General features: G+C 45.1%; 32 protein-coding genes. 15 read left to right on the top strand and 17 right to left on the bottom strand.

Features of this window, described 5'->3' with window-relative positions:
• Nucleotides 1-291 precede the first annotated feature (291 nt).
• Nucleotides 292-951 (bottom strand): PEP-CTERM sorting domain-containing protein, encoded by a 660-nt coding sequence (locus ACP2WE_RS04055; RefSeq protein WP_425214320.1) that lies wholly within the window; start codon nucleotides 949-951, stop codon nucleotides 292-294.
• 225 nt (nucleotides 952-1,176) lie between these two features.
• The gene (locus ACP2WE_RS04050; protein ID WP_425214319.1) at nucleotides 1,177-2,025 is read right to left on the bottom strand and encodes a hypothetical protein; all 849 of its coding nucleotides are present in this window, start codon (nucleotides 2,023-2,025) and stop codon (nucleotides 1,177-1,179) included.
• 195 nt (nucleotides 2,026-2,220) lie between these two features.
• Between ACP2WE_RS04050 and ACP2WE_RS04045 the strand changes: the two genes are divergently transcribed.
• Both ACP2WE_RS04045 and ACP2WE_RS04040 read left to right on the top strand, forming a co-directional pair.
• Nucleotides 2,221-2,448: a DUF6737 family protein gene (locus ACP2WE_RS04045; protein WP_425214318.1), complete on the top strand. Its 228-nt coding sequence runs from the start codon at nucleotides 2,221-2,223 to the stop codon at nucleotides 2,446-2,448.
• 118 nt (nucleotides 2,449-2,566) lie between these two features.
• Nucleotides 2,567-3,181: a hypothetical protein gene (locus ACP2WE_RS04040; RefSeq protein ID WP_425214317.1), complete on the top strand. Its 615-nt coding sequence runs from the start codon at nucleotides 2,567-2,569 to the stop codon at nucleotides 3,179-3,181.
• A 110-nt stretch (nucleotides 3,182-3,291) separates the two neighbouring features.
• On the opposite strand, the gene ACP2WE_RS04035 is transcribed toward ACP2WE_RS04040, so the two are convergent.
• Nucleotides 3,292-3,960, bottom strand: coding sequence for a HEAT repeat domain-containing protein (locus ACP2WE_RS04035; RefSeq protein WP_425214316.1), 669 nt, complete (start codon nucleotides 3,958-3,960; stop codon nucleotides 3,292-3,294).
• Nucleotides 3,961-4,025: 65 nt separating this feature from the next.
• Entirely contained in the window at nucleotides 4,026-4,256 is a 231-nt protein-coding gene (locus ACP2WE_RS04030; protein WP_425214315.1) for a hypothetical protein, read from the bottom strand.
• Nucleotides 4,257-4,525: 269 nt separating this feature from the next.
• Here ACP2WE_RS04030 and ACP2WE_RS04025 point away from each other — a divergent pair, with 269 nt between their 5' ends.
• Both ACP2WE_RS04025 and ACP2WE_RS04020 read left to right on the top strand, forming a co-directional pair.
• Nucleotides 4,526-4,933 (top strand): DUF3119 family protein, encoded by a 408-nt coding sequence (locus ACP2WE_RS04025; protein ID WP_425214314.1) that lies wholly within the window; start codon nucleotides 4,526-4,528, stop codon nucleotides 4,931-4,933.
• 129 nt (nucleotides 4,934-5,062) lie between these two features.
• Nucleotides 5,063-5,551, top strand: a complete 489-nt coding sequence (locus tag ACP2WE_RS04020) for a T3SS (YopN, CesT) and YbjN peptide-binding chaperone 1 (protein WP_425214313.1) — start codon at nucleotides 5,063-5,065, stop codon at nucleotides 5,549-5,551.
• A gap of 8 nt (nucleotides 5,552-5,559) precedes the next feature.
• Here the strand turns inward: ACP2WE_RS04020 and ACP2WE_RS04015 are convergent, their stop codons facing one another.
• Entirely contained in the window at nucleotides 5,560-6,336 is a 777-nt protein-coding gene (locus ACP2WE_RS04015; RefSeq protein ID WP_425214312.1) for a DUF1350 family protein, read from the bottom strand.
• Between the two features lie 114 nt (nucleotides 6,337-6,450).
• Between ACP2WE_RS04015 and ACP2WE_RS04010 the strand changes: the two genes are divergently transcribed.
• Nucleotides 6,451-6,735, top strand: a complete 285-nt coding sequence (locus ACP2WE_RS04010; protein ID WP_425214311.1) for a transporter suffix domain-containing protein — start codon at nucleotides 6,451-6,453, stop codon at nucleotides 6,733-6,735.
• Nucleotides 6,736-6,739: 4 nt separating this feature from the next.
• Here the strand turns inward: ACP2WE_RS04010 and sir are convergent, their stop codons facing one another.
• The 4 genes from sir to ACP2WE_RS03990 all read right to left on the bottom strand — a co-directional run bounded on the left by sir (nucleotide 6,740) and on the right by ACP2WE_RS03990 (nucleotide 10,664).
• The gene (gene sir / locus ACP2WE_RS04005; RefSeq protein ID WP_425214310.1) at nucleotides 6,740-8,674 is read right to left on the bottom strand and encodes a sulfite reductase, ferredoxin dependent; all 1,935 of its coding nucleotides are present in this window, start codon (nucleotides 8,672-8,674) and stop codon (nucleotides 6,740-6,742) included.
• A 124-nt stretch (nucleotides 8,675-8,798) separates the two neighbouring features.
• Nucleotides 8,799-9,239, bottom strand: a complete 441-nt coding sequence (locus ACP2WE_RS04000; RefSeq protein ID WP_425214309.1) for a hypothetical protein — start codon at nucleotides 9,237-9,239, stop codon at nucleotides 8,799-8,801.
• 129 nt (nucleotides 9,240-9,368) lie between these two features.
• The gene (locus ACP2WE_RS03995; protein ID WP_425214308.1) at nucleotides 9,369-9,881 is read right to left on the bottom strand and encodes a hypothetical protein; all 513 of its coding nucleotides are present in this window, start codon (nucleotides 9,879-9,881) and stop codon (nucleotides 9,369-9,371) included.
• A gap of 183 nt (nucleotides 9,882-10,064) precedes the next feature.
• Nucleotides 10,065-10,664, bottom strand: a complete 600-nt coding sequence (locus ACP2WE_RS03990; protein ID WP_425214307.1) for a hypothetical protein — start codon at nucleotides 10,662-10,664, stop codon at nucleotides 10,065-10,067.
• 184 nt (nucleotides 10,665-10,848) lie between these two features.
• Here ACP2WE_RS03990 and bchB point away from each other — a divergent pair, with 184 nt between their 5' ends.
• Nucleotides 10,849-12,375, top strand: coding sequence for a ferredoxin:protochlorophyllide reductase (ATP-dependent) subunit B (gene bchB, locus ACP2WE_RS03985; RefSeq protein WP_425214306.1), 1,527 nt, complete (start codon nucleotides 10,849-10,851; stop codon nucleotides 12,373-12,375).
• A gap of 104 nt (nucleotides 12,376-12,479) precedes the next feature.
• On the opposite strand, the gene ACP2WE_RS03980 is transcribed toward bchB, so the two are convergent.
• The 3 genes from ACP2WE_RS03980 to ACP2WE_RS03970 all read right to left on the bottom strand — a co-directional run bounded on the left by ACP2WE_RS03980 (nucleotide 12,480) and on the right by ACP2WE_RS03970 (nucleotide 13,971).
• Nucleotides 12,480-13,064, bottom strand: a complete 585-nt coding sequence (locus ACP2WE_RS03980) for a GNAT family N-acetyltransferase (protein ID WP_425214305.1) — start codon at nucleotides 13,062-13,064, stop codon at nucleotides 12,480-12,482.
• Between the two features lie 14 nt (nucleotides 13,065-13,078).
• Nucleotides 13,079-13,705, bottom strand: coding sequence for a tetratricopeptide repeat protein (locus ACP2WE_RS03975; protein WP_425214304.1), 627 nt, complete (start codon nucleotides 13,703-13,705; stop codon nucleotides 13,079-13,081).
• Between the two features lie 113 nt (nucleotides 13,706-13,818).
• On the bottom strand, nucleotides 13,819-13,971 hold the full coding sequence (locus ACP2WE_RS03970) for a hypothetical protein (RefSeq protein ID WP_425214303.1): 153 nt from the start codon (nucleotides 13,969-13,971) through the stop codon (nucleotides 13,819-13,821).
• 502 nt (nucleotides 13,972-14,473) lie between these two features.
• On the opposite strand from ACP2WE_RS03970, the gene ACP2WE_RS03965 reads away from it, so the two are divergent.
• The 6 genes from ACP2WE_RS03965 (at nucleotide 14,474) to msrP (ending at nucleotide 19,512) form a co-directional block, all read left to right on the top strand.
• On the top strand, nucleotides 14,474-15,331 hold the full coding sequence (locus ACP2WE_RS03965) for an alpha/beta fold hydrolase (protein WP_425214302.1): 858 nt from the start codon (nucleotides 14,474-14,476) through the stop codon (nucleotides 15,329-15,331).
• A 95-nt stretch (nucleotides 15,332-15,426) separates the two neighbouring features.
• The gene (locus ACP2WE_RS03960; protein ID WP_425214301.1) at nucleotides 15,427-15,939 is read left to right on the top strand and encodes a phycobiliprotein lyase; all 513 of its coding nucleotides are present in this window, start codon (nucleotides 15,427-15,429) and stop codon (nucleotides 15,937-15,939) included.
• A gap of 126 nt (nucleotides 15,940-16,065) precedes the next feature.
• Nucleotides 16,066-16,347 (top strand): 4a-hydroxytetrahydrobiopterin dehydratase, encoded by a 282-nt coding sequence (locus ACP2WE_RS03955; RefSeq protein WP_425214300.1) that lies wholly within the window; start codon nucleotides 16,066-16,068, stop codon nucleotides 16,345-16,347.
• Between the two features lie 210 nt (nucleotides 16,348-16,557).
• On the top strand, nucleotides 16,558-17,496 hold the full coding sequence (locus tag ACP2WE_RS03950) for an AAA family ATPase (protein WP_425214299.1): 939 nt from the start codon (nucleotides 16,558-16,560) through the stop codon (nucleotides 17,494-17,496).
• Between the two features lie 4 nt (nucleotides 17,497-17,500).
• On the top strand, nucleotides 17,501-18,472 hold the full coding sequence (locus tag ACP2WE_RS03945; protein WP_425214298.1) for an ion channel: 972 nt from the start codon (nucleotides 17,501-17,503) through the stop codon (nucleotides 18,470-18,472).
• 65 nt (nucleotides 18,473-18,537) lie between these two features.
• Nucleotides 18,538-19,512: a protein-methionine-sulfoxide reductase catalytic subunit MsrP gene (msrP, locus tag ACP2WE_RS03940; RefSeq protein ID WP_425214297.1), complete on the top strand. Its 975-nt coding sequence runs from the start codon at nucleotides 18,538-18,540 to the stop codon at nucleotides 19,510-19,512.
• A gap of 100 nt (nucleotides 19,513-19,612) precedes the next feature.
• Here msrP and bioD read toward each other — a convergent pair whose 3' ends face one another.
• The gene (bioD, locus tag ACP2WE_RS03935) at nucleotides 19,613-20,290 is read right to left on the bottom strand and encodes a dethiobiotin synthase (RefSeq protein WP_425214296.1); all 678 of its coding nucleotides are present in this window, start codon (nucleotides 20,288-20,290) and stop codon (nucleotides 19,613-19,615) included.
• 182 nt (nucleotides 20,291-20,472) lie between these two features.
• Here bioD and ACP2WE_RS03930 point away from each other — a divergent pair, with 182 nt between their 5' ends.
• Entirely contained in the window at nucleotides 20,473-20,868 is a 396-nt protein-coding gene (locus ACP2WE_RS03930; protein WP_425214295.1) for a YidB family protein, read from the top strand.
• 85 nt (nucleotides 20,869-20,953) lie between these two features.
• Here the strand turns inward: ACP2WE_RS03930 and ACP2WE_RS03925 are convergent, their stop codons facing one another.
• Nucleotides 20,954-21,415 (bottom strand): hypothetical protein, encoded by a 462-nt coding sequence (locus ACP2WE_RS03925; protein ID WP_425214294.1) that lies wholly within the window; start codon nucleotides 21,413-21,415, stop codon nucleotides 20,954-20,956.
• 46 nt (nucleotides 21,416-21,461) lie between these two features.
• Between ACP2WE_RS03925 and ACP2WE_RS03920 the strand changes: the two genes are divergently transcribed.
• The gene (locus tag ACP2WE_RS03920) at nucleotides 21,462-21,896 is read left to right on the top strand and encodes a hypothetical protein (protein WP_425214293.1); all 435 of its coding nucleotides are present in this window, start codon (nucleotides 21,462-21,464) and stop codon (nucleotides 21,894-21,896) included.
• On the opposite strand, the gene ACP2WE_RS03915 is transcribed toward ACP2WE_RS03920, so the two are convergent.
• Nucleotides 21,893-22,054, bottom strand: coding sequence for a hypothetical protein (locus ACP2WE_RS03915; protein ID WP_425214292.1), 162 nt, complete (start codon nucleotides 22,052-22,054; stop codon nucleotides 21,893-21,895). The two genes, ACP2WE_RS03920 and ACP2WE_RS03915, sit on opposite strands and share 4 nt — an antisense overlap.
• A gap of 40 nt (nucleotides 22,055-22,094) precedes the next feature.
• Nucleotides 22,095-23,315: a hypothetical protein gene (locus ACP2WE_RS03910; protein WP_425214291.1), complete on the bottom strand. Its 1,221-nt coding sequence runs from the start codon at nucleotides 23,313-23,315 to the stop codon at nucleotides 22,095-22,097.
• Nucleotides 23,316-23,552: 237 nt separating this feature from the next.
• On the opposite strand from ACP2WE_RS03910, the gene ACP2WE_RS03905 reads away from it, so the two are divergent.
• Nucleotides 23,553-25,043, top strand: coding sequence for a phospholipase D-like domain-containing protein (locus ACP2WE_RS03905; protein WP_425214290.1), 1,491 nt, complete (start codon nucleotides 23,553-23,555; stop codon nucleotides 25,041-25,043).
• A 9-nt stretch (nucleotides 25,044-25,052) separates the two neighbouring features.
• Here ACP2WE_RS03905 and ribD read toward each other — a convergent pair whose 3' ends face one another.
• Nucleotides 25,053-26,159, bottom strand: coding sequence for a bifunctional diaminohydroxyphosphoribosylaminopyrimidine deaminase/5-amino-6-(5-phosphoribosylamino)uracil reductase RibD (gene ribD, locus ACP2WE_RS03900; RefSeq protein ID WP_425214289.1), 1,107 nt, complete (start codon nucleotides 26,157-26,159; stop codon nucleotides 25,053-25,055).
• Nucleotides 26,160-26,317: the final 158 nt, after the last annotated feature.

Below are 26,317 nucleotides of genomic sequence, written 5' to 3'. Positions count from 1 at the left end.
TATAGCGGTTAGCATTTAGCGATTAGCTTTTTTAAAAGCCTTGCTAGGCAAGGTAGTTATCCATAAATGAAAATACTCGCCACAAGTGACGGGTACTGGAATTAAAGTTTGAACGACAGATATAGCAGTCCTCAATGATTTGAGCGGTAGGGGCAATTCATGAATTGCCCTTACCGCTCAATGCAGAAGAAAGAATTTCCCATGTATCAAATAGGAGCGCTATATAAATTTCAAAACTTCGCAATCGCATAAGATAGAGATGTCGAGAATGGAAAAATTTTGCGATTTGACTTAGGCAACAGCCTTTGCAGAGCGCTCTTTAAGCAGGCGACGACTGAACAATGCACCTGCAGCAACTACCCCAAACACGACACCAGGAACTGGAACGGCTCTAGTTTTTTCGTTATACGTCAAGTTGTCAAGGGCAAAATGCGTGCCATTACCAATATAACCCTGATGTTGAGTGCCTCCATAGGAAACAAAGCTTAGAGTATCAATACCAGCCCAGTCAAATGTAAATAAGGTGGGAGCCGTTGCGCTGGGAGCGATCGTTGTTGCGAACAACTGAGTGCTTCCTAAAAAGCCTTTTACATCTATCTGCAAGCCGTCATTCCAAGCTGCAGTGAAGTAAGCAGAGTTGAAAGTAAAAGGTGTTGCACTTGAAAGCGAAGCTGGATTAGCAAACCCGTTAAAAATTACGTTGTTTGGTGAAACTACACCTGCTTGATAACCAGTAGAGTTAGGGGGGGTATAAATATTTGATAAACCATTTACCTCATAAAAATTGTTCCAAGTAAACCCATTATATCCATTTGGAATTGGTGAACCACCCGAAGAGTTGGGGAGATCGTCAAATGTTAGCGTTGCGGCACTTGCAGTCAAAGGTGCAGAAATACAAGCCAATGCAGCAACAGTTCCAAGCGACATAGATACAAACTTATTTGATTTCATAACTACATATCCTCAAATTTATCTAGTAGATTTCATGTTTCTACTTTTAAGAGATATACCTAAAAATTACAATCACCAAAGGTTATATGAAAGTGATACGAAAATGCAACCTTGGTTAGATAACTTTTCGGGTTTTAGTTATTTATTTAACTGAAATCTATATGTGGTAACTGTTGCTCCGATCGCCACAGCTTCAATAAAAACTGAGTGGTTCTTAAGAAAGTGTCACTTGTGCCAGTTTTTACTGTTGGGATAAATGTCGTTAGGGATTCCCAACTCAGCATCTCCAGGATTCGCATTGGGGTTAGGGTAAGAACTGGGCGGATTGACAACGGGAGTCGGACGAGAAGGAACCACAGGTGCAGTGGTTGGTAAGGGTCTAGTTGGTTTGACTGGTATTTGAGTCGAGGTTTGCGGACGCACTTCTACGACTTGGCGATTAGACACTTGGCTCATACTGGCTTGCGCGATCGCTCTAAAAGGTTGAATGGCTTCGAGGGCGATCGCCTGTTCTCTCAGGTCTCTGGTGTCATATTTGATCAGAGTTATGGCTCTAAGCTCAAGTTCGGGTAAAGCATTTACCGAAGTGCCCAATTGACTGGCAATTTCGTCAATGGAAATAATCTCAACGGGGGGAGTGAGACCGCCTGCCTGTCTCGGTAATAACCTCGCGCCTGTACTGCTGTAGAGATCGACCCAGCGCCCTTCTCGTCCAACGGAAAGTTGATAGACGACGTTGGCATACTTGGTAGCAGGTTTATTTAAGACATCTAGCTGAATTCCAATTCCCAAGAACCTTCCACTATCGTCAAATACCCGCAATAATCGCACGCCAGCATTCCATGATTCAGAACTTTGCGCCACTGGTGATGGAGAAGAAGGAATAGCATTGGTTCGCATTCCACTGGCAATTGCATGCGTTGTCTCAGCTTTGGCATTCCCTATGCTCAAGCGATCGCTAGGAATAATGGCTAAAGTTGTTGCGATCAGAGAGAGCAAGGCAACTTGGGAGACCTTGAATAAAGTCAAAATTCCTGATGAACCAGTCAAGGCATGGTCAGAATTGAATTTCATGGATTTCAAGTCAAATTCTCGTTCTTGTTAATAAAACTACGCTACTAGCTTTAGCATAACTCGTGCTACGCGTTCCAAGTTATTATCGCGATCTGATAGCAATGTAAAACGTTATATCCTCATTCTTACGTTCTTTATGTAAAGATCGATCTTTGAACGAGAAACTGAGGAATTTATCGAAGAAATTATTGAATTATGGAAAAAGTAGAAAGTGTGTGGAGTCACAAGCCTTGGTGGTGTCAACCTTGGTCAATTGTTCTAACTGGCTGTGCCATTATTTTAGGTAGTTGGCTCTTGTTTAAAATAATCTGGGTAACGCTGCTGGTAGCCTTACCAATTTTGGCTTGGATGGGATTTTTTATCGGGCTTTATCCCCGTTTATATTTGGAGGCGTTAGCTAATGGTGAATTAGAGAATTTTTAGCGATCGCGCCTACCCCTAAAATTAAGCGGGTTTAATCTGCCAAAACTGAAAAAGCCAAAACTCGCCAAGATTAACCATCCATAACGTACAGTAAACGATAACGTAAAGACTTGTAACTATGTCTGCCAATCAACAACCTACAACTGCTAAAGAGTCCGCTTCGTCTGAATCTGCGATCGCCTTTACCCCCAAAAGATTTCATATCTCTGCATTAATTCGGATTACCCTTTTGCTGTTGTACATCGCCTTGACCTTGCCGCTAACTTTCTTGGCACAGGCAGCCCATGCGCCCATATCGGTGGAGTGGCTAGGCGTGGGGTTGGCGCTGGGATTTTTGGTCGTGTATGCAGCCGTCAGCGATCGCGTCGATCTAGACGAAGAGGGTATTCGTGTCGGCTATCCGATTTGGGTTCCCCCCTTTATTCGTAAGGGTTGGTCGTTGCCCTGGGCAAAGGTAAAAGCCTTAAAGCCACGCACGACGGGACAAGGCGGCTTGGTTTATTATTTTGTGAGTAAGTCTGGCGAAAGCTACCTGTTACCGATGCGTGTGGGCGGTTTTTCCAAGCTGGTCAAATTGGTAGAAATTAAAACGGGGCTTGACACCACAGATATCCGTCCTCTGGCTCAGCCTTGGATGTACATCATTTTGTTGGTGTTTACGACAATGCTACTGACCGTTGATGGTTGGTCAATTTATCGCATCCTCAACTTCCCATTTCCCAGCGTTTCTTAACGCTCGTTCGGGTTAAAGATTCCGAAATAAAGCAAGTCAACTGGTTGGAATCAAAAGGTTCGATTCCCCTATAAAAGGCAATCTTCATTTTTTGAAGCTGCCACACAACTTTACTGCATCGTAGCCAAGGTTAGCTTTGCCGAATCTGCGACTTGCTCGGCGGGATCCTGAGCTAGTTTCTCTAGTGCCGTTTTAGCGCGATCGCCACCCAATTGCCCCAAAGATTGAGCCACACGATGACGCATCTGCCAGTCTGTATTTTCCACAAAAGGTAGGAGCAAGTCGATCGCCGCTGGATCGCCTAAGTCACCTAGCGCACCGATCGCCGCAATTTTGACCAAATCGTTAGGGTTTTGCAAGGCAGTCGTTAAAAGCTCAAGTCCATTGGGATCGCCAAGTTCACCCAAGGCTGCCACTACGCTGAACTGCATCATCCAGTCGTTCGTCGTTTCGTAAGCGTGCTTTAAAGAGTCAAAGGCAGCAGTCAGCTTTAATGCGCCAATCGAATCTGCGGCAGCAGCCCGTACATCATTTTCGGGATCGGTCAAAAGGCGATCTCTTAAAATCGCCAGCGATCTGTCTAAGTCTTGATTGCCAATCGTAGACAGTTGGCTGACCGCATCGTAACGCACGCGAGCGTTACGATCGCCGCTAGCGATCGCTGCTAAGACAAAGCGGTCGGATACGCCTAAACTACGACTATCACTCAGTGCTTTCATCCTCACACCCAAGTCATCTGAGTTTAGTCTCTCTTTGAAACCATCTAAGATTTCGCTCATTCGTCAAAATCCGCTAAAATAATTAAGTGTAGCTTTTAATACATTAAAGCGTAGTTTGGCGAATTTTAGTAGGCTAGCGTTTCTAGTGTTTCTCGCAAATAACTGGTTACCAATTCGTCTAGGTAGGTGTCGTTGCTCCGTTCGGTTGATTCGACAGAGGTTCCACGCGATCGCTGCCACTTGTCAAACCCTGAGCTACTAGCAATCACTTGTTTTAAGTTTTGCCATGTCGCTGAATCAGTGCTTAAGTCTTGTAATTGACGAGCCGCACCAGTTCCGCCTATTGATATGCTCATAAAGATTCCCTGCGCTCTATATACTGACTAAATTATAAAAGGCTATTGGATTAAGCCTCATCGTTATGCTACCGCACCCTCGCTATCTTTAAAGTGTTCGTAGAACACATAAATGCGCAGTAAGTAACACAATGATACAGTTATGGTATCACTTTCTTCGATTTGACAAAATCTAGAGTCGTGAAATTAAGCCTCAAGAGATACACTCAGCCTGAATTTCAGGTTCGCGCACCGAATCGGACGTCAGAACAATACCTCGGAACAATACGATGACTGCTGCAAATACAACTTCAGATTTACTGTCAGGTTTACCCGATCGAGTCACCCAACTTAGTCCCAGCTTTGGTTTGCCCATTGCGTTTGTGCTGATTGCCCTACCCTTATTGTTCGTACAAATTTGGGTAGCAGTTGCTTTTTCCCTATTTGGCTTGTTTTTAATGTATCAAGCCGCAACCCTGCGTTTAGTATTTACAGCTACTGATTTGGATATCTATCGGTCTGAGACCCAAATCCGTCGGTTTCCCTATCAAGAATGGCAAGCATGGCAAATTTTCTGGTCGGGGTTGCCCATTTTGTTTTACTTCAAAGAGGTTAAAAGTATTCATTTCCTCCCCATTCTCTTTGATGCCAAGACCTTAGAAGCTTGTTTAGAAAGACATATTCCTCCTCAAGCGTAAAAAGAAAAGTCTTGACTCAATCCTCTCGCTATCTGTCCCCAAAGACGTAACCATTGCTCAAGTCCTAAGTATTTTAAGCCTAAATATTTTAAGTAAGTAACTATCAACATAGGGAATAAGGAGAAACCCATGCAATTTCAAACACCTGCTCAAGAAGCTTGCTACGAAAAGATTGCGGTTTGGATGCGAGAAATTTTTGGCAAGTTCCCTTGTGCCAGACAGGATGTACCTGGGTTAGGCATCTTTATGGGTTCAGCACTGGTGGAAGTCTTAGTTTTCCCTTGGAATGAAGATGATGCCGTGATTAACACCCGTTCTTATGTGGCGACAGGCGCAGAGATTAACCCCGAGCTGATGCGGTTTTTATTGGATGAGAATGCCAGCATGATCTTTGGTGGTTTTGGGATTGACCCCAATGGCGATATTGTGTTTGAGCATTCCATTGTGGGTTCTACTTGCGATCGCAAAGAGCTAGAGTCATCGGTCAAAGCTGTCTTAGAGATTGCCGATGAGTATGATGATGCGATCGTCGAGAAATGGGGTGGCAAGAGAGCCTTGGATCGATTGGAATATTCGGGTTCGTTAAATGGCATTAATGGGAATCCTAGTTTTAATTGAGGCAAATTTTAATTAAGGCGAAGCGGCTCTAGACAATTTGATAGCCAGCGAATCATGACCTGTTCTAGGGTGTGATTATCTTTGTGTACCTCTTGCTTTAGCCATTGCCCGATCGCATCAAGGGGTGTGAAACTAGAACCCGTTTGCCAGTTAACATTTACCCCCATAGATGTGAGATGGTTGCCTGGTAAGGTTTGCACCTTGACTGTGGTTGGGAACTTTTGTTCTAATTGCTGTGCTAAAGCGAGGATTTCATCGATATCGTCATCAAAAAATCGAACTAATAGGTTCCGCTCGGTTTTATAGTTGCGATCGACCAATTGCTTGGTTGCTTCGGGCGAAGGTTCAAACTCCATGCCAGAGATTTCTGGTATGGTGCCAGTCAGTTGTTTAAAAAAGGGAATCGATTGATTGGCGCTGTAGTTGTTATAGGAAATAAAGATATTTCCCGCTCTTTTGGGGCTGAGCAAACTATCAATCAATAAATGGATTTTACAGCCCATACTATGTCCAACGCCAAATACGGGAAAGTAATCGAGAAACAATTTGCTCCTTACTTTTCTAAAGGAACGATGGACGTCGATCGCAATCTGACGATGGTCAAACGTATTATTGGCAAAGGGAGTCGCAACGATCGCATAACCAGTATTTGCCAACTGTTCGAGCACGCGCCCGTAGCTGACATGAGGAGCCGCTGCAAAAAAAGCCCCACCCAAAAAGTGAATGACTGCTTTAGGTGCTGGGGGAGCGATTACCCAACTCTGCTCAATTTGTCTCCATTCCATAGACTTATGCGACTGAATCATGATTGCTCTATTCTAGCTAACGTAGCTTTGCACAGAGGTTCGTTATAGTTGGTGTTTCACCGTGAAAATTATTTCTGCAAAAGGTAAATTCTAGTGCAACGCAAAAAAAAGATCGCTGCGATCGCGAAATATCTGCCATTATTTCTGATTGTGATTTCCTTTATCCCTTGGTTAGGCATTGCAGCTTTGCCATTCACAACAATTCCGATCGCGACAAAAGCAGTACTTGTGCCCATTCTGGCAGTTTTAGCAGAGATATTTTTTTGGCTAGGGATATTCTTAGCAGGAAAAGAGGCTGCACAACGTTATCGGCGTTACTTCAGCCCCAAATTCCTCTGGCATCAATTTGTAAGATGGAAGCAAGATCGCAGGAAATAAATCCCTATTCTTGCTGCAAGTACAGTGCGATCGCTGCCTCTACAATCTCCTTCATCGACTTACCTTTGGTTGCAGATGCTTGTTGTAACTGTTCGTAGATATTGGTCGAGAGATTGACACGATGGCGTTGATCTTTAGGTTTCATCGGTTTTGATTTAGGCTTTTCACTAGAGTCAAGGATTTCGGGCACATAATCGGCAGAAAAAGCTAGCAGATCGGGGTTGCCCTTGCGATCGCAAAAATCACCAAAGCCCTCACCTTCTAGGCGATCGCGCTTAAAGTAGACAAATAAAGGTTCCAACCCTGCTTCTAACTTATCAATATGCATACGCTGTACATAGGGCTGAGCCAGACGGGTCGAATTAAAACTTCCACCTAGCCAAACTTGATATTCCTTGTCAGCGCTACCCACTAAACCCAACTCTGCCATATAAGGACGAGCGCAACCGTTCGGGCAACCTGTCATGCGGGTCACGAATTTCTGATCGCCTAAGTCTAATTTCTCTAGCAAAGTGCGAATGCGTTCGATTACGCTAGGTAAAATTCGCTCGGACTCTGTAATCGCCAAACCACAGGTGGGGAAAGCGGGACAAGCCATCGAGTAACGGGTGAGCGGATCGATCGCTTCGAGAGAGAGAATTCCGTATTGATCGAGAATGGTTTGGATTTTTTCTTTGATGGTTGGCTCGACCTCGCACAGCAGCAGGTTGTGATTGGGGGTGAGATACATCGGCAAGTGGAAATGCTCGGTAATTTCTCGCAGAGCAGTTTTTAGTTTTAAGCCTTCTCGATCTAAAATGCGACCATTCTCAATGGAAATACCGACAAAGTACTTACCATCTCCCTGTTCGTGCCAACCTAGATAGTCTTTGTATTCAAACTCAGGCAGAGGCTTGGCAGGTTGTAAAGGCGTAGGGTAGTAGTCTTGCAAAATTTGGGTAAATTTTTCTACACCCCAATCATTTAGTAAATATTTAATACGGGCATGACGACGGTTGTGGCGATCGCCATAGTCTCTTTCTAGAGCTACTACAGCTTTTACGGCATCATAGATTTCGGCAAGGGGCACAAAGCCAATGCAGTCAGCCAACCGCACAATGGTGGCATCGTTGTTATGACTGCGACCCAATCCGCCACCGACGTAGAGATTAAACCCTTCTAGCTCCTGTTGCTCGTTGGTAATCACAACTAGGGATAGATCGTTCGTAAATAGATCGACAGAATTATCTCCTGGCACCGCGATCGCAATTTTAAATTTGCGCGGCATATACTGCGTGCCGTAGATCGGTTCGGGATTGTTTTCAATGTTGGTGTTGACTTTACCCTTACCTGCACGGTTGCGTGCTTCTGTCACCTCTGGATCTTCAGCGGTAAGGACTTTTTCACCGTCTAGCCAAACGTCATAATAGGCTCCCGCTTGGGGTGCAAGTAGATCGGCAAGTTTGACCGCATATTCACGGGCATAGGCATATTCGGGCTTGTGCTTAAATGGTGCAGGTGGAGCCATGACATTACGATTAATATCGCCACAAGCGCCCACAGTCGAGCCCATGCTACGCACAATGTCAGCAATCACGGTTTTGAGGTTCTGTTTGAGAATGCCGTGAATTTGAAAACCTTGACGGGTCGTTGCCCGTAATGTTTGGTTGCCGTACTTTTCGGAAAGCCGATCGAGGGTAATATAGAGTTGCCAAGGAATAAAGCCGCCAGGACTGCGCGTCCGCAACATCATGCTGTAGTTTGGGTCTTCACCTTTGGCTTTGGCTCGGTCGAGATCGCGTTCTTTTTGCTGATATGAACCATGAAACTTAAGAATCTGGGTTCCATCTTGACTGAAGAAACTATTGCCGTCAGTCAGTTCTGCGTCAATGGGTCCCCGCAAGAAATTACTCTTTTGTTTTAGTATCTCTACCTTTGATACTTTCACAGTGTTGGTCATGGCTCAGCCGTAAAACATATAATTTGCCTTGCCTATTATAGTCCGATAAGCCCACAGGGATTTCGTGGAAATTTTAAAGAATCCTAAAACCAGACTTGAGATCGTAACGAGATGTCCTTATTCTCTATTTTTTTACCAAGAAAATCCCAGATTTGCCAATTTGCTGCAAAACTTGTCCGTTCGGAGAAACGATAAACTCGCTAATTTCTGAGGTTATTTTTTCTTCTTTACCATCACGAACAGCCAAACCTGTGCTTGGGGTCAGTTGCAACCTGTTTCCATCGACGTTAAAGTTTCCCGTAGCTTTGAGCTGAGTTATTGACTCTTGCTGGCTTGGAGATTGACTATAAAGTGTAACTTCAGCCATAAATGTGCGATCGGCATTTAAAACGATAATGCCCTTAAAAGCCTTGGTGTTTATCAGTCCGCCTTCTATTTGCCTTCTTTCACCATAGGTTGTCGCTAGGGTATACTCACCTGCCAGCGATCGCGCCGTAAACTTATCAGATACTCTATCCAGTGTTTCAATATTGCTTGCCCAAGTTGAAACAATTGCCTTTGGCATGCTAACCGCCGAAGTTGTAACAGATGCGATCGTGGATGGCGCAACTGAGAAAGCTAGAAGTAAAGATACAACTGGGATCATGATTGTAAAGGTGTGAAGTTTAGGGTTGTTAGCAAGGCTACCCTTATTTTATTTAAGAGCTTTTCTGATAAAAGAAAATCCTGGTTGAGCATCTACTTTGAACTCCGTCCCCTTTGGAGAAATCGAGCATTTAACTGTGGTAGGAGATGATTTTTGCTCTTTGCCATTAACTACCTCTGATTTGGAGGTTAAAAGCACCACATTTCCTTGCAATTTGAAATCACCTTTGATTTTAACTTCGTTTTTCTCAAGTTTAGGCTCTTGAGTATCTAGATCGGTGCGAGAAGTAATTAGGTGAAATTCAAAAGAGTTGTCAGCGTTTAGTAATAACTTACCCTTAAACTCTTTGATGCCAGATGTTTCCGCCTCTCTTTTTACTGCATCCGTGACAACAAGGGTATATTCGCCCGCTAGAGATTGAGCTGTAAATTTCTCGGTAGATTTGACAAATGATTGAATATTGACTGAGGTTAGCGTGCTTACCACCGTCTCAGAAATTGTGGGGATCGAAGGAGGCGTAGCAGAAAAGGAAAGCACTAAAGCTACAAAGGGGATCGTCATGTTATGTAATATGAAGTTTAGTATTTAAGCCAAGCTATCCCTTTATGATTCTCAAAAAAATCCAAATATTTTCTAGGGAATTCATGGTTAAAGGGATAGCGGGCTGGTAAGCATCAACGAGGCAACTTAAGGTTTAGAAAGCGATCGCAATGCTACTAAAGACTCAGAGTCAAGGCATCTTGACTATTTCTTGACAAAAGAAATTCCTGTTTGCGCTTCAGGCTTTAACTCCTTCCCGTCAGCAGAAATCGTGTATTTGTCTACATTAGGAGACGCCTTTTCTTCTTTGCCATCTGCCATTGCTGATTTGGTGGTTAAAAGTGCCATATTGCCTTCTACTTTAAACTCTCCAGTAGCTTTGAGTTCGCTGCTCTTAGGCGCAGGAGGTGTAGCTGACGTGGGATCCTTGGGATCGACAGGAGGTGTGCCAGAAATCATCAGTTGCCCTTCAAAAGTTCCGTCCGCTTTGAGCGTCATCTTGCCCTCAAACTTTTTAATACCTGCTTTCTCCATTTCTGCCTTTGAGTTGTCACTTACAACCAAGGTATATTCACCTGCAAGAGATTGAGCAGTAAAGGTTCCTGATGTAGTAGAGGGTGAAGCCGAAGCACTAGGGGAAGCAGAGGGTGAAGCACTAGGGGAAGCAGAGGGTGAAGCCGAAGCAACAGGCGTTGTAGTTGCTGTAGGCGATGCTACTGGGGTCGTCGTAGGTTGACAAGCGCTTACAAGCATTAGCAACGCCACAACAGGTAACGCAGCCTTTTGAATTAAATATTTTGGCATCGAGTTAGACAAGCGGTTTAAATATTAAGTGACCTTTACATATTACTGACTAAGTTTGCGATTCACAATTCATCATAAATTTTGAGGTAACCGTAAAGAATGATTACGCACGCCTATATATAAGCTCAAATGCCAATTAGGCTTAAAACTTAAAGAATCTAGCGATTAACAAGAGTAGATAAATATGAAATTGGCTTATTGGATGTATGCAGGACCAGCCCACATCGGTACACTGCGCGTCGCCAGTTCGTTTAAGAACGTTCATGCCATCATGCACGCCCCTCTGGGAGATGACTATTTTAATGTCATGCGCTCCATGCTAGAAAGAGAGCGTAATTTTACCCCTGTAACCACCAGCGTGGTCGATCGCCACGTACTTGCCCGTGGGTCAGGCGAAAAAGTAATTGATAATATTACCCGCAAAGATCGAGAAGAAACCCCCGACCTGATCGTTTTAACCCCCACCTGCACGTCGAGTATTTTGCAAGAAGACCTCAATAATTTTGTCGAGCAGGCTCAGATGAGTTCTAAAGGGGATGTCATGCTTGCCGATGTCAATCATTATCGCGTCAATGAATTGCAAGCTGCCGATCGCACCCTAGAGCAAATTGTCAAATTTTACATTGAGAAAGCTCGCAAGAAAGGCGATCTGCCAGAAGGCAAAACCGCAAAGCCCTCAGTAAATATTATTGGAATTTCCACCTTGGGCTTCCACAATCATCACGATTGTACGGAACTGAAGCGCTTGATGGCAGATCTAGGGATTGAAGTCAATCAAGTCATTCCTGATGGGGCTTCGGTACACGAACTTAAGAATTTACCCAAAGCTTGGTTTAACTTGGTTCCCTATCGCGAACAGGGAATTCTCGCAGCTCAATATCTGGAAGCTGAGTTTGGGACTCCCTATGTTGACATTACGCCTATGGGTGTCGTAGAGACAGCCCGTTGTATTCGCAAGATTCAAAAAGCGCTCAATGCTCAGGGTGCAAATGTAAATTACGAAGAATATATCAATCAGCAAACCCTCTATGTTTCAGAGGCAGCTTGGTTCTCGCGCTCGATCGACTGCCAAAACCTCACAGGCAAGAAAGCGGTTGTGTTTGGTGACAGTACCCATGCCGCTGCCATGACCAAGATTCTTGCCAAAGAGATGGGCATCAAAGTGGTTTGGGCTGGCACTTACTGTAAGAATGATGCCGATTGGTTTCGCGATGAAGTCAGCGAATATTGCGATGAAGTAATTATTACCGAAGATCATGGCTTGATTGGCGATGCGATCGCGCGGGTCGAGCCTTCAGCAATTTTTGGAACCCAAATGGAACGCCATGTTGGCAAACGCTTGGATATTCCCTGCGGCGTGATTGCCGCTCCCGTTCACATTCAAAACTTCCCGATTGGTTACAAGCCTTTCTTGGGTTATGAAGGCACAAATCAAATTTGCGATTTGGTCTATAACTCCTTTACCTTGGGCATGGAAGATCACCTGCTCGAAATTTTTGGCGGTCATGACACTAAAGAAGTAATCACCAAGGGCATCTCTGCTGACTCGGATATGAACTGGAGCAAGGAAGCCAAAGCCACACTGCAACAGATTCCTGGGTTTGTGCGCGGTAAGGTCAAGCGAAATGCTGAGAAGTTTGCCCGCGATCGCAATATCAGCGAAATTACCCTCGAAGTGTTTTATGCTGCGAAGGAATCCGTCGGAGCATAGTTCTTAGCCTAGACTGTTTGATTAATTAGCCCTCTCATTCTCAATTTGGGAATCAGGGGGCTTTAATTTTAGAAGACGCTGTATAATCAGTATCCCTGCCAAAATCAAGGTGCAAAAGCCCTGCTGAACAAGCAATCCTTACTGGGATTGAGAATAGAATAGATTTTGATATCCCAATAGTTGCCTTTATAGAATACATACTGACGCAAAGTTCCTTCCAATTCCATTCCCACTTTTTGCAAAACCTGTGCCGAGGCGATATTCTCTATCTTACAAATTGCCTCAATGCGGTTGAGCATCATCACATGAAAGCCAAAAGAAATGACGGCTTTAACAGCTTCTGTCATGTATCCTTGGTTCCAATATTGTTTAGATAAAGCGTAACCTAGTTCAGCACGGGTATGATTATGATTCCAGTTAAATAGTCCACAGGTTCCAATTAATTTCCGATCTTGGTCATGAACGATTCCCCAATCCATTCCTGTTGCAGTTGTGTAGCTCTGTAAAACGAAACAAAGAAATTTTTCTGTGTCTGCGATCGATTCATGGGTAGACCAAGTCACATATCTGCTGACATCAGGATCTTGGGCATAAGCGAAAATATCCTCTGCATCGCCTAAGGTCATTTTTCTAAGCGTTAGGCGCTCTGTTTTTAGGGTTAGAAGTTGCTCTGGGATATCTGCTGTCATTCACTTTATCTCGATCAACCCAGAGGTTTTTGTTTTAATCTTTCTAAATCTCGTTTTACCTCAAAGCACAATTCACGATTTTTAGGATCGGTATTTAGGGCTTTATTCAGGTAAATTTCTGCCTCGCGCAGTTTACCCGTAATCATGAGTTCGCTACCCCAGCGGTAATAGGTAACTGCTTGCCAATGCAAAACTTCGGGTGATTTAGGATAGCGTTCTCGCATTCCTTCGACCACGGCGATCGCTACGACATATTTTTTTTGCTTGAGCAACTCTTGGACGCGCCGCAGCATATCGAGCTTGAGTTTTAGCTCTGGATCTGTACTCAGAGGATCTTGGCTTGTGCGCACATCACGGACTTCAACCTTGACTTTGTTGAAGCGATCGGTAGAAGGTTGTGGGGCTTTTTGAGGCGGCTTTTGAGGCGTTGGTGATGGGGTAGGTGTAGGCGGTCTTTGGGCTTTTGTTGCCGCAGGCGGAGCTACGTCTTGCTTGGGTCGAATGCCAGCATCGACCTCTTTTAAAACTTGGTATGCCTCTTGCACGCGCCGAAATTTATCCGCAGCCGCAGGATCGTTTTGATTGATATCGGGGTGATACTTACGCGCTAGACGGCGATAAGCCATCTTAATATCGTCCATCGTTGCATTACGTGGTACGCCGAGTAGTCGATAGCATTCAGATACATGCATCCCAGTCAAGAGTTTGGAGGTCTCAGATAATCAGATTAATATACTGACTATCTATCAGGTATTCAACCATTATTAGGCTTTTTACGAATCGTATACTTACCATTTTTTGTAATTGGCGATCCATGATTTGCCTCAACGAGCTTGATATATTTGTCCATCGCTTCCTCTTTGGTGGGTAATTCAGCAATTACATGAACTTTACGAATAGGTGCCATGTCTAGTATGACTTGAAACATGAATATTTCATTTTGGTAACTTTCTTTAATAGCTTAAGCCTTGTTTGGAGAGTTTATATAACGCAACTGAATAAATTGGCGAAAAATTTTGTCAGCCAATTGTGATGTGAGACTTTGGCTTGGTTCTTACTGATCGCAGCCCACCTTTACTTTGTCTGTGTTTACTTTAGGTGCTGGGGAAGATGTCTTCCTTTAGCGTCGTGCAGAATCGCTCGCTACTATAGCGCTCCTTAATTGTTGATAAACGTAGTATAGGCTTCTAGTCCTTGCAGGCAAGATGCCTGCACTACAAATTAATTACAACTCATTTAGGATCGCTATCGCTTCACTTAATCACAAATCTGGACTATCCCTGATTTCGTATTTTCGCTTTATTTGTATAAATAATTTATTGCTAATTTATATTTTATTTGCAATTACGCAGATATAAGCCATCTAGCTTACTGCTAAGATCGATTAAACACAACTTTTGGTTATTTACATGCCAAGTGTCAAAATTCAGGGTGCAGAGCATCGTTATACGCTTACGCCCAGAACCAATGCACCTTATACGATCGCATTTTTGCATGGTTGGCTGCTAAGCCAAGCCTACTGGCAGCCATTGGTTGAGCAACTTCAGCCCCATTATCAATGTCTGACCTACGATTTGCGGGGGTTTGGTCAGTCACAGCTCGGCGATCGCAATGAATATTCACCTGCCAGCTACGCGCAGGATCTGCTGGAAATGCTCGATATCTTGGGCATTCAAAATGTTTGGTTGGTGGGGCATTCTCTCGGTGGCATTATTGCCCTCTGGTCGGCGCGGGTACTGGGCGATCGCGTCTTGGGGGTGGTTTGTCTCAATGCTGGGGGGGGGATTTATATCAAAGAAGAATTTGAGAAGTTTCGGCAAGCGGGCAGGGTCATTCTTAAATTTCGTCCGTTATGGCTACAAAATATTCCCTTTGTCGATCGCCAATTTGCCAAAGACAGTGTCAAGTTTTCGCTAGATCGACAGTGGGGCAAGCAAAGAGCCTTAGATTTTGTCACGGCGAAATATGAAGCTGCCCAAGGTACGTTACTCGACTCAACCAGTGCCGAAGAAGTGCTCCGACTGCCCCAAGTGGTAGCCAGTCTAAAACAGCCTGCTTATTTCATCGCTGGCAGCGATGACCAAATTATGGAGCCCAAATACGTGCGGCATCTCGCCAGCTTTCACGCTTCATTTAATGGCTGTGGGGACAATGTATTTGAGCTAACCGATTGCGGACATATGCTGATGCTAGAGCAAACTGAACAGGTAACTGAGATTTTGCGAGATCTGTTGATCTACAATCGAGTTGAACAAGTTATTAAATGAAATGAATGTAACGATCGGCGATCGGCTTTTACAGATCCTTTGCTTTTAGGGCTATGACTAGCTGACGATTTGCCCATCGACAAGTAATAAAATTTATGAATATTAAAGAATTTTTCCAACATCGCGCGGGAGCTTGGAGCTCTCAACGGACGAGTCATAATCCTTTTATTCAAAAATCAGAAAGTAGTAATTCTGTGATTCAAATTGCTTTGGTAGAGGCAACCGATCCGCAAATTACGGTGCTTTGCCAACCATACAACTTCGCCGCCGATCGCGTACTCTGTGCTGCAAAAATCACTTGGGAGGGGTTAATCGATCGCCAAAAAGGAGCGAGCATTCTTGTGGCGATCGCCGATCAAGATGACGTTCAGCAAGGGAAACTGCTCAGCCAACACAGTGGTGATAAATCTCCAGTCCTCGGTCGCTATGCGATGGAAAAGGATGGTGTGCTTAGATTAGTGAACGAGCATGATGCGCTATTCGCGGAAGAAAAACTATGGTTCCCTCGTCCCAATATCTGTATGAGGACTAGCGTCACAATTGGGACATCAAAGGTTTCTTCTTTTTGTACCGAGATTCGCAAAGCCGAGACAGCGAAATCGCCTTAGGTATAAATTTAGTCAAAAATAATCTCGATACGAAATGAGGTAACGAGTTAAAAGCTATAACTCTTTTGAGAATTCTATCAATGACCGCTGAAAACCGATAACCGACAACCATTTACCCTCAAAATCATGGCAATCCCAAAATTAACAAACGATCAGATTTCGGCTGGCATTGCTCAATTGGTGGGCTGGGCAGTCATCGATGGCAAACTGCACAAGGCATTTAAGTTTAAGGACTTTGTTGAAGCTTTTGGCTTTATGACGAAGGTGGCGATCGCCGCAGAAAAGATGGATCACCATCCAGAGCTTTATAACGTCTACAACAATGTCAAGATCGATCTCGTTACCCATGATGCAGGTGGAATTAGCGCCCTCGATCTTGAGTTAGCTAAAAAGATTGATGGTTTATAATTCTTAGGAATTGCCAAAAATCTCACAGGGATCGATTTCTTGTGCAGTAGGTCTGAGCTTCTCGTTCGGGCTTTTCGTTCGGGCTTTGATGCTGAGCTATTTATTGATGGCGATTGTGCAAGTCCTTGGGTATGGGTATGCTAGTGTCAACACAGGCTTCTTTGAAGGCTGTAAGACTTGAACTGAACTTCAAATAAAGCTTAGGAGTCTATGGATAGGCAGCAAAAGGTACAGCAACTGGTCGATAACCTAGCGCAAGCGATCGTTGGGAAAGAAGAGGCGATTCAACTGATTTTGGTGGGCTTGTTTTCAGGCGGTCACGTTCTCTTAGAAGATGTGCCGGGGGTGGGTAAAACCCTTCTCGCCAAGTCACTTGCCGCTTCAATCTCTGGCAAATTTCAACGGGTGCAATGTACGCCAGACCTATTGCCCACAGATATCACAGGCACAAATATTTGGAATCCTCAGTCGGGTGCATTTCAGTTTTTACCAGGCCCCGTGTTTGCCAATGTACTCTTGGCGGATGAAATCAATCGGGCTACCCCTCGCACCCAGTCAGCTTTGCTAGAAGTGATGGAAGAAACGCAGGTCACGGTCGATGGCGTCTCGCGTCAAGTACCTACACCATTTTTTGCGATCGCGACGCAAAATCCGATTGAATATCAGGGCACATTTCCTCTACCCGAAGCCCAACTCGATCGGTTTGCACTCTCGTTTAGCTTGGGGTATCCCAGCGAAGCCGAAGAACTACAGATGTTAAATCGCAACCAAAAGGGAGAAATCGGTTCTGCGAAATTAGAAGCCTGCATTACGCCTGAAGAAGTGATCGAACTTCGCCATCATGCCGCTCAAATTTCAGTCAATGAGAAGACCAATCAATACATTATTGATATCGTACGCGCTACGCGCAATGATAGCGAAATCACCCTCGGCTCGAGTCCTAGAGGTGCGGTTGCGCTTCAAAGATCCGCACAGAGTTTGGCTTACTTGCGATTGATGTTAGATCCCAGCCGCAAATCTGATTATGTTATTCCCGATGATGTCAAGTTCCTTGCTCCCTATGTCTTGAGCCATCGCATTATTGTGGCAGGTCGGCGTAAATCAAAAGGCATTATCGAACGATTGCTTCAGACAGTTCCCATTCCCTAAGCCTATGAAAGTTAGACTCAAAAAGCGAATTCAAAACCTAAGCGATCGCTCTCCTAAGCCCTTACGCATTGCGCGAAAACAGGATGGCAAACTGAATATCGAGGGACTCGGGGTTTGGCATTCCTTTTGGCGCGATCCCTATCATCTCCTCCTGACGATTCCTTGGTTGCATTTCTCTCTTCTAATTTCACTTACCTATGTTGTCTTGAATGCTCTGTTTGCCTTGCTCTATCTGGCTGGTGGAGATTGTCTGAATGGGGCGCGTGCAGGTTCGTTTGAGGATGCTTTTAACTTTAGCGTGCAGACCTTAGCTTCGATTGGTTATGGGGCGATTACGCCAAAGACAACCTATGCCAACGCAATCGTAACCCTAGAGGCTCTTGCCAGCTTGTTGGCGATCGCTGTGATGACAGGACTTGCCTTTGCGCGATTTACCAAGCCTACTGCCCGAGTCGTTTTTAGTAAATTTGCTGTCATTGCCCCTGTCAATGGTGTGCCTACCCTAATGTTTCGGATGGCAAACCAAAGACGCAACCAGATTTTTGAAGCCCAGCTAAGGCTTTATATGATGCGCGATGAAGTTACCAGTGAAGGGCAGTATTTCTACCGCATTCACGATCTAAAGCTATCACGGGAGCGATCGCCTAATTTTGTACTGAGTTGGACAGCCATGCACCCCATTGATGAAACTAGTCCTCTCTATGGAGCAACTCCCGAATCCTTGATCGAGCGTCATGCCCAATTGGTGATCTCCTTTAGTGGTATTGATGATACGGTTTCATACACGATGAATGTTCGCCACTCCTATGGTGCTAGAGAAATTCTCTGCAACCATCAATTTGTGGATATCATTCACACCTCTGAAAATGGCGATCGCTATTACAACCACAAACTATTTCACCATGTGGTTCCGCTTGCTGAAGAGCATATTCACGCACCCGAAGTTCCAAATTCGCATCAAAAACTGGAATCATAAACTAGATTATAGGCTTTTCCCTCAATCAAAATAACCGTCAAAATTGCCGTTTAGCACGAGTTGATATGACATTCTTCCATATACCGAAGCTTTGGCAATCGCTTGAATCGCTGGTTACGCCCGAACATGTGTTTCTGAAGCGCAGAAGATTTCTCCAAACCTTAATGGGTGCAGGACTTGCCAGCGCATCGCTGACGGAATTAGGATGTCAATCTCAAAGCAATGCCAAAGATCCCTTTGCAGGAATTAAGCCTCTAACCAGCAAACCGAACAAGGCTTTTACTGTCAGCGATCGCCCCCTGACCAACGAACGACTCGCAGCAACCTACAATAATTTCTACGAATTTGGCGGTTCCAAATCCACTTGGCAAAATGCCCAAGCACTGCCGATCGATAACTGGAAAGTTAATGTTACGGGTTTGGTGAAGCAGCCGCGCACCTACGATCTTGACGATCTGCTCAAGCGATTTCCTTTAGAAGAGCGAATTTATCGCTTTCGTTGTGTTGAGGCTTGGGCAATGGTTGTGCCTTGGTTAGGTTTTCCGATGAACGCATTGCTGCGAGAAGTCGAGCCAACGGCGAATGCCAAATTTGTCCGTTTTACTTCCTATTTCGATCCCCAAGTTACGCCAGGACCGAGTTTTCCCCCTGCAAGGTTTTTACCCTTTCCTTATTTTGAAGGATTGCGGATTGAGGAGATGGCAAACGATCTCGCCTTCTTTGCGGTGGGGATTTATGGTCACACCTTACCCAAACAGCACGGTGCGCCTGTACGTGCTGTTTTACCTTGGAAGTATGGTTTTAAAGGAGCAAAGTCAATTGTCAAAATCGAGTTTCTAGCACAACAACCTGAGACCTTTTGGAACACGATTAGGCCAGGGGAATATAAATTTGAAGCCAATGTCGATCCCAAGGTCTCTCATCCCCGCTGGACGCAGGAGAGAGAACGCCTGATTGCCAATGGTGCAGATTTTAACTGGGTAGAAATTCCAACCCTAAAATACAATGGCTATGAGTCCTATGTAGCCCATCTGTATTAGACAGTTTCGATATTTATGCTGACATTGCTACTCGCGATCGGTTTGAAGTTGTTCTCAAATCTCTACTATCTAACCAACTTTATTCAGATTTCTACGATCGCTAAAAGCCCAGCACCTCTAATTCCAAGCCTGAAGCAAGATGAGCTAGCTTAGATAGATCGCTCAGATCGGCAAGATAAGGCAAGATCCCCAGCACAGGAACGTAGGTCAAGCTCTGAATTAAATCGATCGCCGCAAAATTCTCGATATCTTGTGAAGAACATGGCTGAGCACAACTTAAAACAATACCCTTGAGCTTGACTTTTTTTTGGGTTGCGAGAGCCACATTGGCTACGGCTTGTCCGATCGCCCCCAAACGCACAGGCACGACCAACACCGTAGCAATCCGCCAATCACTTGCCAGATCTGCAACCGTATATTCATAGGTAATCGGTGACCCCAGTCCGCCCAAAGACTCGACCAAGAGGCATTGCTTTTGCTGCTGTAAGGTTTGAAACTGCTGCCAGATCTTACCTAGATCGATGTCTTTCCCTTCTTGAACTGCCGCGATCGCGGGGGCAATAGGCGTTTCAAAATAAATCGGCGTAATTTCTTCTAAGGTTTGGGAAAGTGAGAAAGTACGATGAAAGAATTCGCGATCGCCTTCGCCTGATTGAATAGGTTTATAGATTCCTAAGGTTTGGGAACTGCGATGGGTTTGCCAGTATGCCGCAAGACTGGAGGTTAAAACGGTTTTCCCCACGCCTGTATCTGTTCCAACAATCAATAAAGGTTGCATATTTTCGCAATCTAATCCACTAAGTACTACTTTCTGAATCCCACAGTTTCTATCACGATCCTGTAGAGAAATTATCGCAGGCTTGAACGAGACGTGACACAGTTTGAGTCTGTTTGCTATGCTTGACCAGTATTTCTGACATTTTTTACGAAAATTACCCAATAATCTTAGGAGAAAAGATTGTGGCTTTATTTGATGACATTTTGGGCATGGTTGGTGGTAAAGGTGGTGCTGAGAGCACCTTGGGCGCGATTACTCACCTGATCGACGAAAACGGTGGACTCAACGGACTGCTTAAGAAATTTAACGATAGCGGTCTGGCAGCAGCGGCCAGTTCTTGGGTGGGGCTTGGTGAAAACCAACAGCTTTCCGCCGAAAATATTATGCAAGTTTTGGGTAATGGCAAAGTGCAGCAACTCGCCCAGCAGTTTGGCATAGACCAAAATCAGTTTGCTTCACAAATCGCGGGTATGCTCCCCCAAGTTATTGACAAGCTTACGCCCGATGGTAAGGTTCCTGCTGGTAACGACGTCCTCAGCCAAGGTCTGCAAATGTTAAAGTCCAGTCTCTTTAAGTAGATCCAAAACTATCTAGGCAACGGAGGGCAGGCATATCGGCACTGTTCTAGGAATGTTTGAGGAATATTTTAGGGCTTAGAATCTTCTAAAGTTTTGAAGCCATCGCCATCACAAACGCATCTGTGGTCATGATCGCCGCAAAAAAAGCACCGATACCCAAAGCAATCACTGACTTGCGAAACATTTCTGCCCTCGCTTCCTTGTAGGCTTTTAGTTCGCCCAAAACTAGCGTCCAATTCTCAATCATGCTCTGTTTTAAGCTCTCTTCTGAATCGATCGCGGACAGCATCAAAACGGATGGTGGGGTAATCGGAGTAATCTTGCGGGGATAAATGCCGAATATGGCGATCGCGATCGCGATCGCCAACGAAGCACAGGCTGACAGTTTCAAGCCCAAATAAGAATAATAGAGATAGGCTGGCTCTAAGATCACCGCATTACGGAAAGAAGATGTGATCCGAAGTCCCAACAACAGTAATGCACTGATTTCCATCACAGTGGCAAGTTTTGTACCCAGTACATCAATACTTGCGTTTGTCGTATCCAAGCAGTACCTGGTGTATTCATACATCAGGTTTATTTTTTGAGATGAGATGGGACGATCCATAAACGATGGTTGGTGCGATCTGCGATCGCAGTGTAATACAGATTCATTGCCCCAAAGCTTGACATCGTCAGAAATAGCTGGTTTGGGAGCACGTGCCGTCGCTATAGGGCATGTGATTATCATCACGAACGCCCATGATTATTGTCACGCAAACACACCGACGGGTATCACAAAAGACTTTTCAATATGGCTAGATACTCTAAGGTGTAGCGAGATGAAGAGAAAAAATATGGCAGTTAAAAACGTCATTCGTAACTTGGTCAACAGAGCCCTATTGGTCAAACAACTCACACCTGAAATCGAAGAAGAAATTAACCTTGCATTGACCGTTCAAGGCTACATTTCAGATACAGAATATGAGGCTTTAGAGTATCTCATGAAAGCAATGGACGAGGGCAAGATTCGTTTGACGGCTTCTTAAACAGCGGCGATCGCTTCCCTAAGAGCATCAATCCGCTTGCTGTCAGAGTCGAAACCGATAAGAATCCGATCGCGTTCGCAAACTAATCGCCCAATCGTAGCAGGTAAAACTCCCGCCTCATGAGGGTCTATTGCTACTGCGGCTTGCGTGGGACGCATTCTAAAACTCACTTTTCATGAATCCATCACTCAATTCAGGCTAACGCTGAATGGGTTGATAAAGCCATAACCCATCCAGCGATAAGGCACTACTTTGCTGAGGGTTCAATTGGCGATCTGGGTCGATCTGAATCTGACCAACTGCCTCTACCGTCTTGCCCTCAAACTCTTTGACTTCTGTGGGCGATCGCAACGACTGTTTCAGATAGGGCGAGAAAATGGATACTTCCGTTCCGTCAGCCAGCACAATATTGGCACGAATGTAGGGGACTGGCTTCCTCGAAATGCTATTTGAATATTCAGGCGCTGGGCTAGACCGCGAGATATAGCGACCAATTAGTCTGACGCGTTGGGTATTCAATCGAATGAGGTCAGCTTTGTTTTTGACAACGCCTAGATCCTCTTGCAAAATTTGAAAATTTGTTCTAAAAACATGGCTAGTGCTAGCTACCGCAGGCACAAACTGAAAGGCTTCGCTGGGAATACCCGTAAATCCGCCTGTCTCATAGCCAACATATCTAAATTTTCGCGCCAACACAGGTTGGGAAACTTGAGCTGTCATAAACAGTTGAAATGGAATGATGACTGGCTTGGGGAGGGGGCGCTCGTTCACACGCTCTACAGTTAAAGCCAGATCTAAGCGATCGCTTTTTGAACCCTGCAGGTTTTGACTGACTGAGCCTGAGATCGTAACAATTGAGCCAAGTGGAACGCCCAAAGCCCCGATGGGTGGCGTTTGATTGAGGGCATCAACCGAGGAAGGATTGCTCGCGCGATCGCTGGGGTCTATTTTTGTCATAGCTTGAAGTGGAATGTTGCCACAGGTTAGACGAAGTTTTTGAATATCAATTCCTGAAGCAGGGAAGGAATTTTCCCACCAACTCACCCGACCGATCGCTTCGATCGGCTGTTGGGCATATTTTGTAAGTTCATCAGGATTGCGCCGAATGGCTTTACCTCTAGGCGAAATCGGAACGATCCAGCCATCCTGTAACACAATTTGGGCAGGGCAAGACTCAGAAGGATTTCCAGATGAGCTTGGACAGATGGACAAATCTGGCTGATAGCGCCCATACAATCTCACAGATCTGCCGCTGAGCGCTATGAGATCGGTCTTAGTGAAGACGACGGGAAGTTGCCGATCGATATCTGAGATCGCCTCTTCGGTGCAGGAGTTACCTGCGATCGTGGGGCTGACACCAAAAGCGATCGCGCCCAGTCCGAAAGCGATCGCCACAATTTTATGTTTTGTTTTTTTCATAAATTTTTCTTGATGAATGAAATATATGGCATAGCGAACAATCTAATTTATCCCAGGAGCAGGGCAAAATCGTCGTTGTTTTTAGATAAGAATGGAGCGTGAAACATACCCCAAAATCATAGTTATGCAAGCGATGGACAGGGGCAAGGTACACTTAACGGCTTTAGACAAGGTTGTAAGCGATCGCGCATTCCCGTGAGAGAATAAACTGAAAATGCAGTCTGAAGTATTGCTTAGATGGATTTTTCGATCGTATTTCAGTCTTATTATCGCCTGAGTCGCCAGCTAGTTTACTTTGCCCTCTGCATAGGCACTTTGGCGATCGTTGTTCTATCTGTCACTGCTTGCCAGAGCGGACTTAATGCCTTACCGCAGCATCCACGCATTCAGGCATATTTTAACTATAATCAAGCCAATTCCTATACTGACCCATATCGTCGGATCAAGCGTGCGGGGGATGACCTAGAGAAGATTTTGGTGGAGCAGATTAACCAAGCCAAAGTTAGTGTTGATGTAGCAGTTCAAGAGCTGCGGCTACCAAATATTGCCAAAGCATTGAGCGATCGCAAGGCGGCTGGTGTAAAGGTACGCCTCATTTTAGAAAACAGGTACAGTCGAGGCTGGAGCGAATATAGCCCCGAAGAACTGGCTAAGTTTAATAGCCGAGAGAGCGAAAAATATCTCGACTTTGTTAAATTTGCCGATCGCGATGGAGACGGCAAACTCAGCGATGCCGAGCTAGACCAAAGCGATGCTATTCGCATCATTAAAAAAGCAAATTTGGAATGGATTGATGACACCGCCGATGGCACGAAGGGGCGCGGACTCATGCACCATAAGTTTGCGATCGTCGATCGCAAACTCGTTTTATTTGGCTCTGCGAATTTTACTTTAAGCGATATGCATGGTGATTTTGCCACGGTCGGAACCCTAGGAAATGCCAACAATCTCGTTAAAATCGAGAGTCAAGAAATTGCCAACCTCTTTACCGAAGAGTTTAACCTCATGTGGGGCGATGGACCTGGAGGTAAGACTGATAGTTTATTTGGTGTCAAAAAACCGCATCGTCGCATTGCCTATGTATTAGTTGATGATGCCCAGGTGCGGGTCAAGTTTTCTCCAGACAAGCAAGATACACCTTTAGAACAAACCAGTAATGGATTAATTAGCACAAGTCTGGCAGGAGCAACAAAATCAGCAGATATGGCTCTGTTTGTCTTTTCTGCGCCAAAAATAGCTGATGTTTTAGAAATCAGAGAGCAAAGAGGCGTCCAAATAAGAGTTTTGGTCGATCCGCAGTTTGCCTATCGTGAATATTCTTCAACCCTTGATATGTGGGGTTTTGTCTCTACGCTAGATTGCAAAAACGAAGAAGGTCATGCTTGGGCAAAACCAATTAACACTGTGGGTGTGCCAACTTTAGCTACAGGCGATTTACTGCATCACAAATTTGCTGTGGTCGATCAAAATATGGTGATTACAGGTTCCCATAACTGGTCTAATGCTGCGAATTACACAAATGATGAAACGCTTTTGGTGATTCAAAATACTTTGGTTGCTGCCCATTACCAACGGGAGTTCGATCGCTTATATAAAAATGCTACCTTCGGCCCAACCGCTAAACTCAGCCAAGAAGCTCCAAGGGCTTGTTCGCTAAACATTAAGGAACCTGCTAAAGAGCCCAAAAAGCAACCACCCAAACCAGCGGAGGAGATTCCTTTACAGTAAATTTAGTGGCTAATTCAAATAGCCTGTAATCAGCCAGTCGTTTCCAATTTGCTGCATATTTGTTCGATGCAACGATCGCGCTTGCGTCATCTGGTCAAACCCTAGATCGGCAATAGGGCTGGGAGCATTCTCACCACCGATTAGCTTGGGGGCGATAAAAGCATAGATTTTTTGGACTGCGCCTGCGGCGATCGCTTGAGCCGCCAATACCCCCCCACATTCCCATAAAACGGAATTACACCCACGCTGAGCGAGTTCGGTCATCACCAATTGAACTGACAGGTTGGGGATTTCTAAAACCTCTACGCCGCGATCGCGCAGGCTGGTTTGAAGTTGGGGATTTTGGTTGGGCAATGTAACCACAAGGGTTTGATGTACGGCATCGACTTGCCAAAGATTCGCTACATTGGGAAGATCCAAACTACGAGACAGTACGACTCGCAGGGGAGCGCGATCGCTGAGACCGTGCGTCGTTAAGTGAGGATTATCAAGTCGTACTGTATTCCCACCCGTAATCACCGCATCGCAGTCAGCCCTAAGCCTATGCACCACTCGCCGAGCAGGTTCGCCCGTAATCCAGTAGCTATGCCCTGAAGTGGTGGCAATCTTGCCATCCAGGGTCATGGCATATTTGAGAATGCCAAATGGGACTTGATGCAAAACGCGATGGCAAAATGCTTCATTCAATGCCTGACATTCTGCTTCGGCTATGCCGACGGTGACTTTGATGCCCGCAGCCCGCAAGCGATCGCAGCCCCCTCCAGACACGCGCGGATCGGGATCGACCATACCGACAAAGACTTCCCCGATTCCTGCTTGGATAATTGCTTCTGAACAGGGAGGCGTGCGTCCGTGGTGATTGCAAGGCTCTAAATTGACATATAAAGTTGCTCCCTTTGTAAGGTCGGGATTATCGGGATAGTTTGCCTGTACTGCTCTGAGTGCAAACACCTCCGCATGGGGCTGTCCCGCCGCAGGATGCCATCCCTCCCCTAATACTTCGCCATCTTTGACAATCACACACCCCACCATCGGATTGGGAGACGTGTAGCCTCTAGCTCGTTGCGCTAATTCCAAGCAGCGATGCATCCATTCAAGATCGGTTGAAGTAGACATATACAAGTCTTTTCTTTTATTACTTTTTTAATATCCCAAGAAATGAGAATTAAACAACACCAATCTACATTGGGATTATCATATAAACCTCTTCCCAGATTTAGGGGTTCGCTGAAACCGTCATTCGATCATCTATAGATTTCGAGTTAAGTTATTTA

The sequence above is a fragment of the Tumidithrix helvetica PCC 7403 genome (genome assembly GCF_965232925.1).
Lineage (GTDB): Bacteria > Cyanobacteriota > Cyanobacteriia > Pseudanabaenales > Pseudanabaenaceae > Tumidithrix > Tumidithrix helvetica.
This window is presented reverse-complemented; position numbering and strand designations above follow the sequence as displayed.